The organism is Actinosynnema sp. (genome assembly GCF_052038725.1).
In genome coordinates this window covers 1-10,419 of record NZ_JBQGCX010000319.1, presented here as the reverse complement: position 1 = coordinate 10,419, position 10,419 = coordinate 1, and the positions used below count along the sequence as shown (strand labels likewise).

At 72.6% G+C, this 10,419-nt stretch carries 7 protein-coding genes and 1 riboswitch; of the genes, 4 read left to right on the top strand and 3 right to left on the bottom strand.

Going from position 1 to position 10,419, the window contains the following annotated elements; all coding sequences use genetic code 11:
- The coding region (locus tag ACTUAL_RS06335) for an NB-ARC domain-containing protein (RefSeq protein WP_440899588.1) at positions 1 to 2,041 on the bottom strand (2,041 nt) is incomplete at its 3' end.
- 537 nt (positions 2,042 to 2,578) lie between these two features.
- Here ACTUAL_RS06335 and ACTUAL_RS06330 point away from each other — a divergent pair.
- Together ACTUAL_RS06330 and ACTUAL_RS06325 are read left to right on the top strand one after the other, a co-directional pair.
- Positions 2,579 to 4,879: a hypothetical protein gene (locus tag ACTUAL_RS06330; RefSeq protein ID WP_440899587.1), complete on the top strand. Its 2,301-nt coding sequence runs from the start codon at positions 2,579 to 2,581 to the stop codon at positions 4,877 to 4,879.
- Between the two features lie 199 nt (positions 4,880 to 5,078).
- Positions 5,079 to 5,927, top strand: coding sequence for an SGNH/GDSL hydrolase family protein (locus tag ACTUAL_RS06325; RefSeq protein WP_440899586.1), 849 nt, complete (start codon positions 5,079 to 5,081; stop codon positions 5,925 to 5,927).
- Between the two features lie 329 nt (positions 5,928 to 6,256).
- On the opposite strand, the gene ACTUAL_RS06320 is transcribed toward ACTUAL_RS06325, so the two are convergent.
- On the bottom strand, positions 6,257 to 6,571 hold the full coding sequence (locus ACTUAL_RS06320; protein WP_440899585.1) for a DMT family transporter: 315 nt from the start codon (positions 6,569 to 6,571) through the stop codon (positions 6,257 to 6,259).
- A gap of 30 nt (positions 6,572 to 6,601) precedes the next feature.
- Positions 6,602 to 6,667, bottom strand: a riboswitch (guanidine-III (ykkC-III) riboswitch).
- Positions 6,668 to 6,886: 219 nt separating this feature from the next.
- The gene (locus tag ACTUAL_RS06315) at positions 6,887 to 8,335 is read right to left on the bottom strand and encodes an MFS transporter (protein WP_440899584.1); all 1,449 of its coding nucleotides are present in this window, start codon (positions 8,333 to 8,335) and stop codon (positions 6,887 to 6,889) included.
- A 159-nt stretch (positions 8,336 to 8,494) separates the two neighbouring features.
- On the opposite strand from ACTUAL_RS06315, the gene ACTUAL_RS06310 reads away from it, so the two are divergent.
- Both ACTUAL_RS06310 and ACTUAL_RS06305 read left to right on the top strand, forming a co-directional pair.
- The gene (locus ACTUAL_RS06310) at positions 8,495 to 9,178 is read left to right on the top strand and encodes a TetR/AcrR family transcriptional regulator (protein ID WP_015801705.1); all 684 of its coding nucleotides are present in this window, start codon (positions 8,495 to 8,497) and stop codon (positions 9,176 to 9,178) included.
- 1,051 nt (positions 9,179 to 10,229) lie between these two features.
- On the top strand, positions 10,230 to 10,419 hold a 190-nt coding region (locus tag ACTUAL_RS06305), incomplete at its 3' end, for a TetR family transcriptional regulator (protein ID WP_440899583.1).

Genomic DNA, 10,419 nt, shown 5'->3' with positions numbered 1-10,419 from the left:
GCAGCTCCAAGGCAGCTCTCCAGGCTATGACCGCACCGGTGCGGTCGCCCAGCTCCGCACGGGCGAAGCCCAAGCCTTCCCAGGTGTCCGCCACATGCGGTCGAGGAGTGCCCCACAGCGCCAGCGCCTGGGTGTACCGCTCACTGGCCATCGACGCGTCTCCTACACGCCTGGCCAGGTGCCCGAGCGTCTCCAGTGCGCTGGCCTCCCCGCGCATGTCGCCCAGCTCCCGGTACAGCCCCAGCGCGGCCAGCCCGTGCGCCTCGGCTTTGGGAAACCGCCCCAGCGCGGCGTCGAGCCCGCACATCAGGTCCAGCGCGTCCGCCTCGTGCCTGGGCTCGCCCAGCCGTCCGTACAGCGCCAGCGCCCGCCGCGCGTGCTCCAGCCCCGCCTCCTGCTGTCCCGCGGTGCCCAGCGATCGGGCCAGCGCCCGGTGCGCGTGCGCCTCCGCGCTGGTGTCGTCCAGCTGTTCGACCAGGTCGAGCGCCCTGCGCAGGTGCCAGACGCCCTCGATGTGCCTGCCCGTCCGCACGGTGGCCGCGCCGAGCAACCGGTGCGCGAGCGCCAAGCGAGGCGTCGAGCGCAGCTCCTCGGCGGAGGCCAGCGCTGCGCCCCACGTCACCAGCTGGTGCCGGTCATGACCGTGCTGCCAGTGGAACGTGTGCAGCGACCAGGCCAGCAGCCACACCTCGGCGTGCCAGCCCTGCTGCACGGCGACGCGTTGCGCGGCCAGGACGCAGGCGTGCTCGGAGGTGAACCACTCCTCGGCCGCGATGCCCTCGGGCAGGGTGCCGGGCCCCGGCACGTCCGAGTGGGCCGCTCGGTGCGGGTCGAGGACCCGGTCGGCGGCCAAGGCCAACTTCAGGCAGTGGTCCACCAGGGCGCGCAGTGCCGCCTTCTGGCGTTCCTGGGGGAAAACGGTCAGCCGGGCTGCGTGCAACCGGACCAGGTCGTGCATCTCCCAGCGGTCCGGGGCGTGCTCGTGGAGCAGCGAGGCGCGGGCCAACCCCCGCAGCAAGGCACGTGCCTCGGGAACCCCGGTTCCGAACACGCTTGCCGCAGTCGTCACCGCCAGGTCGACCACTCCTGCGGTCCCGACGACACCCACCAGGTAGAACGCCTCGCGGGCCGCCCTCGGCAGGGCGCGATCCGACCAGGACAGCACGGCTGACACGCTCGCGGACGGTCGTCCGTTGTCCAGCGCCTCGATCCGCGTGGCCTCGTCGGCCACCCCCTCGGCCAGTCTGGCCAGTGGGAACTCCGGTTGCAGGGCGTGCTGCCCGGCCAGCACCCCGAGCGCCAGCGGCATCCCCGCGCAGCACTTCAGCAGCACCTCGGTCGCCGCGCGGTCGGCGGTCACCCGGTCCCGTCCGAACCGCTCGGCCAGGAACTCGTGCGCCTCCACCTCGGAGAGCGCTCCCAGCGGCACCCGCAACGCCCCGGCCTGCTCCAAGCCGTCGAAGCGGTCCCTGCTGGTCAACAGCACCGCGCACGTGGGCGAACCGGGCAGCAGCGACTCCACCTGGCCGTAGTCGAGCGCGTTGTCCAGAACCACCAGCACCTGCTTGGCGGCGAGCAGGGTGCGGTAGCGCCCGACCTGGGCGGCCTCTTCAGCGGGCAGGTCGCGGTGGTCCACGCCCAGCGCGTCCAACGCGCACCGCACCGCTGCGCCCACCGCCATGGGCCGCTCCTCCTGGCCGTACCCGCGCAGGTCGATGAACAGTTGCCCGTCGGGGAACCGGTCCTTGTTCCGGTGCGCCCAGTGCAGGGCCAACCACGTCTTGCCCATGCCGCCGGTGCCGACTATCCCGGCGGTCCGGGCACCGCCGTCGAGGAGCCTGTCAAGCAATCGCAACTCGGCTTCCCGACCGGTGAACCAGGGTGGGGGAGCGGGGAGTTGCCGGGGCGGGGGGAATTCGCGCCTGGCCGCCCCGAGCACTACGTCGCCCGCTATCCGCTCGGCCTGGACCACGATCTCCGCTGATGAATTGGCCACCGTGTTGCCGGTGTGCTCGGGCTGGTCGGAGGCCGCAACGCCCATGGCCGAGACCTTCCTGCCGGATGGCACCGCTTGTTCGGTGTGCTGATGTTAGGTCCGCAGTGGTGCGGCCTGTCCGTGAAAGTGCGGTGTGGGCGAAACTGCCGGGTGAGGGCTGAGCGTGGGCAGAACGCTGTTGCCAGAGGCGTGGAACCGGGCAGATCGGTCGGAACCGTTGATCCGCTCCGTGCGTCACAGGGACGACTGCGGTGCTCTCGGTCAGGGGGAGGTGGTTCTGCGGAATCGGTGTCGACCGGTCGCGAGGTCCAGTCGCGACTCTGCTAGCGGGTGGTCGCCCGCCGTGTGAAAACCTCTTGGGGCGGGTCCGGTGGCCTGTTTCGAGGCTTATCGACGTGCCCGGAATTTCTGGAAAAACCTTCAAGTGGCTCGACCGCAGCGTGAAAAGCATTTCACCGAACGTTTTCGGCGCATAGCCGTCATTCGGTGCAGCGGAACGGCCCGTAAGGGGTAGTTAGCGTTTCCCTGTCACCGGATACTCGTTGTACGGGAAAACTGCCAACACGGAAGTCGGGATGTTTCATGGTTAATCCGCTGTTACCTGCCGGGCACCCGCTCGGCGTCGTCCGGCGGGTCGTCGTGGGAGCCGCGCTCACCGCCGTCGGCATGGGCGTGGTGGTCGGGGTCGCCTCGGCCGAGCCCGCGAACTCCGAGACCGCGCCGCTGGCGGACGTCCCCGCGCGGTCGCTGACCGACCAGGAGCTCCGGGACGAGCTGGGGCGCGTGTTCCGCAACGACCCGGTGCGGGCCAGGGAGATCATCAAGGAGATGCAGCCGCGCGGGCAGCACTTCCTGAGCGCGCCTCCCGACACCAAGGGGGTCGGGGTGTCCGGTGGGGTGCCCATCGGGCCGCGCACCTCGGTCACCGGCACCGCCGCCTACGACCGCTACAAGCAGGAGGGCTTCCTCGGCGGCGGGGTTCGGGTGGGCAAGCCGTCCGGGCCGCAGTTCACCGACATCGGGCCCAAGCGCGACGGGTTCAACGCCGACCTCAGCGACAGCCTCGACGTGCTGGGCGCCGAGTACCAGTCGAGGCTCAGCCTGAACATCGCACCCGATGGCAAGGTGACGTTCAGCTACAAGGGCACCGCCTCCGTCACCACACCGGACGGGCGCAGTCGCGAGATCGGGGTGACCCTCGAACGCCGCGCCGACGGGTCGTGGCACCTCAACACCCCGGACAGCGTCACCGAGAGCACCCCGGTGCCCGGCGGCGGTTCGGTGAGCACCGAGAAGTCCGCCGACCCGCTCTCGCCCGGCAAGACCCCCGAGGTCAAGGCGCCCGCACCGCAGGCGCCCCCGACCTCGCCCGCGCCCCAGACGCCGCCCGGCGCGTCCGTGCCCGAGGTGCCGCGCGGTGCGCCCAAGGCGGACAAGGGGCGCTGGTCCGACCTCGGGTTCGGGCTGAGCTTCGACAAGACGTTCAGGCCCGCGCCCGAGCCGCCGACCACGCGGGAGCAGGTGCCGGAGCTGCTGGAGAGGTTGCGCGAGGAGGGTGCGCGCAACAGCCAGTGGCGGGCCCAGAACCGGCCCGACCTGGCCCACCGGGAGGCGCTGGAGCAGGCCCGCAACCGGGCCGCCGCTGCCGAGGCGGCCGAGCGGAACGCGCTGCCCGACCGCGACCACGACGGCGTCCCCGACGCCGAGGACGCCACGCCGAACCAGAACGACCGGAACCCGGCCAGCGCCGATCGTGGCGACGGGCCGGACAGCGGGACCGGGTACGGCAGCGACCGGGTGGTCATCACGCCGCCCTCGCAGCCGCCAGCCGGGAGCGGCGGGGACTTCGAAGGGGACGGGAAGCCGGACGCGACCGACCCGACATTGAACCAGGACGACAGCGACCCGGCCAGCGCCGAGCGCGGCGACGGGCCGGAGACCAGCCCGCGCTCCCTCGGCGGGTGGGACGTCTCCCGGCCGGACCAGCCCGGTGAGACCTGGGGGCTCGAAGGCCGGTGGCGCTCCGGTGACTCCGACGGGCCCGACGGGTCCGATGGGGCCGGGGGCGATGGGGACGACGGCGAGGGCGACGACGGCCGTGGGCCTGAGGGGACCGGCGGGGCCGGGGGCCTCGATGGTTCCGGTGACTCCGGGTCCGGGGCTGCCACTGGAACGGGTGGTCGTGGCTCCGATGGTGGGAGCGACTCCGGTGGTTCGGGTGGCATCGGTGACACCACCGGTGGTGGGCTCGGCGGTCGGGACTCCGACGGGGACGGGCTCTCCGGCAGCGCCGACTCGACGCCGAACCAGAACGACAGCGACCCGTCCAGCACCGACCGGGGCGACGGTCCCGAGGGCGGCTCGGGGTACAGCGGGTCCTCGGGCGACCGGGGGGATGACTCCGGGTTCGGCGGTGGCGGCGACTCGGGTTCTTCCGGCGACTCCGGTTCCGGTGGTTCGGGGTCCAACGACTCCGGCTCCGGCGATTCCGGCTCCAGCGGGTCGAGCTCCTCCGGTGGGTCCTCGTCCAGTGGCGGGTCCTCGCCCAGCGACTCGTCCGGGAGCAGCTCCTCGGGCAGCAGCTCGTCCGGCGGTGGTTCGTCCGCTGGTGGCTCGTCCAGCGACTCGTCCGGCAGCGGTTCCTCCGGGAGTTCCTCGTCAGGTGGTTCGAGCAGCGGCGGCTCCAGTGGTTCGGGGTCCGGCGGGTCCGGTTCGACCGGGTCCTCGGGCGACCCCTCCGACGCGGACGGCGACGGCCGGTCCGGTGACAACGACTCGACGCCGAACCAGAACGACACCGACCCGTCCAGCACCGACCGGGGCGACGGCCCCGAGGGCGGCTCGGGCTACAGCGGCTCCACGGGTGGCGGCGCGATGTCCTAGAGCGCGCCCCGTGCACGTGATCCCGCGATGCCGGACCACCCCGGTCCGGCGTCGCGGGACCGCCCGCCGGTCGGGAACGTGACCGGGCACACCGGACACGAACAGGTCACCTTCGCCACCGGTGTTCCCGAAACCCCTGTCCGCCAGGCACGCTCGTCCGGTGGCTCCGTCGTCGCACCGCAAACCGCCCGTGAAACGGGTGTTCCTCAGGGCCCTCGTGGTGGGGTCCCTGCTCATGTCCGTCGTGGTCGCGGCCGGCGCCGCGCACGGTTCGGGCAGCCTGCGCTACGTCGCGCTCGGCAGCTCCTTCGCCGCAGGACCGGGCGTGCCCGACCTCAAACCCGGCGTCCCCGGCGCGTGCGGCCGGTCCACCCGCAACTACCCGACGCTCGCCGCCGCCGCGAAGGGCGCGACCCTGGTCGACGTCACCTGCGGCGGCGCCACCACGGCCAACGTGCTCAGCAAGGAGCAGGCGGGCCTGCCACCGCAGATCCAGGCGGTCACCGCCGACGCCGACGTGGTCACGGTGACCATCGGCGGCAACGACGTCAACTACATGGGCAGCCTGATGGCGTACGGCTGCCAGAACAGCAAAGCCGCCAAGGGGCGCACCAAGGCCTGCCCGACCGTCGACCGCGCGGCCATGCTGCGCGGCCTGAACACCCTCCACGAGCGGATCGGCGCCGTCTACGCCGAGATCCACCGCCGCGCGCCCGACGCCCTCGTGTTCGCCCTGATCTACCAGGCCGTGCTCCCGGCCGAGGGACCCTCGTGCGCGGGCCTGCCGCTCACCGACGACCAGCTCGCGTTCGAGCGCACCGTCGTCGCCAGGCTGGAGGCGGCCACCCGGCGCGCCGCGCGGGCGCACGACGTGACCGTCATCGACACCACGCCGATCACCCGCGACCACGGGGTGTGCTCCGCCGAACCGTGGATGGAGCCCTACGTCCCACCACCCGGCCGCGTCGGGTACCACCCGAACGAGGCCGGGATGGCCGCGGTAGCCGAACTGGTGGCCGCGTACTCGTGGGAGCAACCGCGTCCCTGACCCGCTCTTCGCGGGTCCGTTCTCCTGAAAAAGCGCGCGCCACATCGCCGCCTGGGCTCGTTATGGGTCCAGACGGTGGCGAATCGACTTCCGCGACCGTGCGGCGCAATCCGATTCCCGCTGTTCACCGCGTTCGGTGCGGAATCATGAGCATTGCGAAATCGTAGGCGCCACGAAATCGTGAGGGCTGCGAAACCGTGAGTCCTGCCGAATCAGGAGTCGTGCGGGAGACCCCGACCCCGCCGGTCACACCCGGAAAGGACGGGCGGGGTCGAGGTCCGGTGCACGACGGCTTGGAGTTGGCCTTCGCGCGCCTGGGGGGACTCCCGCTAGTGCAGGACCTTCAGGCCCAGCACGCCGCCGACGATCAGCGCGACGCACAGCAGGCGCAGGACCGAGGCCGGTTCCTGCAGCGCGACGATGCCGTAGACCACCGTGCCGACCGCGCCGATGCCGACCCACACCGCGTACCCGGTGCCCAGGGGGATGGTCCGCAGCGCGAACGCCAGTCCGCCCATGCTCGCCAGCAAGGCCGCGCCGAACAGCAGGCTGGGGCCGAGGCGGGTGAATCCGCGTGACGCGCCCAGCGCCGCGGCCCACACCGTCTCGAAGAGCCCGGAGAGCACAAGAACGACCCATGCCATGACGAACGCCTTCCGCAGTGTCCAGTGGTCACTGCGCCGTCTTGTCCTGACCGGGTACGGCGCGCTCGTCCGGAACACCGGCGATGCGGCGTTGGAACAGACATTAGCACCGCCCGCGGTGAGGGTGCGGGTGATGCCAGTCGCAGCTTTCGGGTGAATTCAGAACGTGGCTTTGTTGTCGCGCTCTTCGGTAAACTGGTGGCAGGCCCGCTCGCGGTGGTGCGCGACGACGCTCTGCGCAAGAGCGTCTGGCTCCGACCGGAATCGATCGGAGCCAGACGGGGTGTGTGCTGGACCAGGTCGTGCTGGGCGGAGTCAGCGGGTCGCGGTGGCTGCTGCGGCCGGTTGCGCCACGACCACGCGGCCGGTGCCGGGGAGCAGCGCGGCCACGCCCGCGGCGGTCAGCGCGGCGCCCGCGCCCACGGCCATGATCACCTGGAACGCCTGCTGCGAGGGCAGGCCCGCAGCCGTGGTCAGCTGGGTCAGGATCACGCCCGCCACGGCGCTGGACAGCGACGTGCCGATCGAGCGCATCAGGGTGTTGAGGCTGTTCGCCGCCGCGGTCTCCGACACCGGCACGGCCGACATCACCAGTGCGGGCAGCGCGCCGTAGGACAGGCCGATGCCCGCGCCGATGATGCTCGATACCAGCACCAGGTGCCAGAGCTGGCTCATCAGCACCACGTTGAGCCCGTAGCCGACCGCGACCACGAGCGCGCCGGTGATCAGGGTGGTCTTGGGGCCGCGCTCCCGAGACAGCCGCGCGGACAGCGGCGCCATCGCCATCATCACCAGTCCGGACGGGGCCAGCACCAGGCCGACGCCGAGCAGCGACTGGCCGAGGCCGTACCCGGTGGACGCGGGCAGCTGCAGCAGCTGCGGCATCACCAGGGACATCGCGAACATCGCGAACCCGAAGACCACCGAGGCGGCGTTGGTCAGCAGGAGCTGGGGGCTCGCGCTGGTGCGCAGGTCCACCAGGGGCTCGGTGGTGCGCAGCTCCCACCAGCTCCACGCGGCCAGTGCGACGACCGCGCCGCCGAGCAGGCCCAGCGTCAGCGCGCTGCCCCAGCCCCACTGCGCGCCGTTGGACACCGCGAGCAGCAGGCACACCAGCACCACCGACAGCCCGAGCGCGCCCACCAGGTCGAACCGGCCGCCCGAGCGCACCGCCGACTCCGGGACCAGCGCGACCACGAGCACCCCGGCGATCACGCCCAGGCCGGCGGCGCCCCAGAACAGCACGTGCCAGTCCAGCTGCTCCACCAGCACCGCGGCCAGCGGCAAGCCCAGCGCGCCCCCGACGCCGAGGGAGGCGCTCATCAGCGCGGTCGCCGAACCGAGCTTCTCGGCGGGCAGCTCGTCGCGCATGATGCTGATCCCCAGCGGGATCACGCCCGACGCCAGGCCCTGGAGCACCCTGCCGACGATCATCGGGCCGATGGTGTCGCTGAGCGCGCCCACGACCGAGCCCGCGACCAGCAGCACGATGCTGATCAGCAGCATCCGGCGCTTGCCGTGCATGTCGCCGAGGCGGCCCACGGTCGGGGTGGCGACGGCGGCGGCCAGCAGGGTCGCGGTGATCGCCCAGGCGGTGTCGGCGGGGTCGGCGTTCAGCAGCTTCGGGAACTGCGGGACCAGGGGGATCACGACCGTCTGCATGAGCGAGACGACGATCCCGGTGAAGGCCAGCACCCAGACGACGGTGTTCGCCCCCGGCGGTGCCGGGGGTGCTGCTGGCGTGTGCGGGCGTGCGCTGGACATGGGGAGTCGGCCTTCCGGGAGGGCGGGGGTTCGGCAGGGGTTAAATCAGTTGCTTGACTTAGGTTAACCCGTGCGGCTTCACTGTCCCGCACGCGCCCGCGCCGGTGTCCGAACTGTCCGGGGGCGTCCCGAATCGACCTGAGGCGGAGGAGGTCCCCCGTGAGGCGGCTCCACAACGAGACCACGCGCGCCCGCATCCTGGACACCGCCGAGCGGCTGTTCGCCGAGCGCGGCCTGCACGCGGTGTCCAACCGGCAGGTCAGCGCGGCGGCCGGGCAGGGCAACAACGCGGCCGTCGGGTACCACTTCGGGACCAAGCACGACCTGGTCAGGGCGATCGTTCGGCGGCACGGCCTGCCCGTGGAGGCGCTTCGGGCGGACATGGTCGCCCGCGCCGGGGACTCGCCGGTGCTGCGCGACTGGGTCGACTGCCTGGTGCGGCCGGTCACCGCGCACCTCGCCGACCTGGCCGCGCGCGCCGACGTCGTGGCCCCCGGCGGGATCACCTGGTACGCGCGGTTCGTCGCGCAGGTGGTGACCGATCCGGCGCTGCGTCTGGTCGCCGCCGCCGAGGTCATGACCACGCCGGGGATGGGGGTCGTGCTGGAGCGGCTGCGCGCCCACCTGCCCCCTGAGGTGGCGCCTGAGGTCCGGTTCGGGCGGGAGCGGATGGTGTGGCACCTGATCGTGCAGGTGTGCGCCGAGCGGGAGCGGGCGCTGGCCGAGGGGGTGGCGACGCCGCGCGACACGTGGGACGGTGCGGCGCGCGGTTTGGTGGACGCGATCACCGGGCTGTGGACCGCACCGGACAACACGGTGGGGGAGCGGGTCGGGCGCGGGTAGCGCGCCTGGGCGGTGCCGACTGGGGGCGGGTTTGGCGTTGGTGGAGCGGGCGGGGCTGACGTCGAGGGTCCGGTTGGCCGGGTGGTCCGGTGGGCGGGGTGCGCGCGAGAGCGCTGCTGACCGGCCGGATGGGTGTGGGCTGGATGCGGTGGGTGTGCCGAGCGGGACCGTAGTGGACGTGGCGGGCGGGCCGGGTGAGTCCGTGCTGGACGCGGCAGGTGTGTCGAGCGGGTCCGCAGTGGGGGCGGCGGGCAGGCCGCGCGGGTGCGGAGTGCGGCTGGCGAGAAGGCCGGGTGGCGGGGCGGGCACGGGTGCGGCTGATGAGCTGAGTTGCGGCCTGGGCGGGGGTGTCGCCGATGGGGCGAGCCGCAGTGCGAGCGCGGGTGTCGCAGGCGGGCGGAGTTGCGGCCTGCGTGCGGATGTCGCCGACAAGGTGGGCGGCAGCATGAGCGCGGCTGTGGTCGGTGAGGCGGGGGTTCGTGTGACCGGTTGGTCGACCCGGTGCGCATCACGTGCGGTTGTGACCGGCTGGCCAGCCGGCTGTGGGGTGAGTGTGACTGGGGTTGCCCGCACCGGTGGGTTCGGCTCCGGTTCGGGTGTGGTGGGGCGGCGCAAGGGCAATTCGCCCATCGTGGTGGGCGCGGGGCGTTACCGCGCATTTCGTAAGTCAGTCGCTTGACTCAAACGGAGAGCTGTGGCTATCTGGAGTCATCCCCGACGACACCGCGCTGGAGGACCCCATGCCCCCGAGCGACCACCACGAGAGCGACCCCGGCGGTGAGCGGCCCCGCACCCCGCCCTCTGCAACCCGGCTCTCTGCAACCCGGCCCTCCGCAACCACGCCTCCTGCGGCTACGCCTCCCGCGACTACGCCGATCCGCACTCCTCCGGTCGGGAACACGCAGTGCTGCGCCGCTCGCGCCCGCACCTCGGCCGTGTCGTTCGGCACCATGCCGTTCGACGCCGCGACCGCCCCGCGCGCAGCCGCGTCGACCCACCTCGTCCCACCCGGCTCGCGGCGGCGCGTCCGGCGGAAAACCGGGGAGCGCCCGTGACCCCCTCCCGCCAGCACGACGGTCCCGCGCGCAAGGGCGACCGGGCCGCCGAGACGCGCGAGGTGAGACTGGCCGCCGCCGAGCGGCTGTTCGCCGAGCGCGGCGTGAGCGCGGTGTCCAACCGGCAGGTCGGCGAGGCCGCCGGGCAGGGCAACAACTTCGCCGTCGGCTACCACTTCGGCAGCC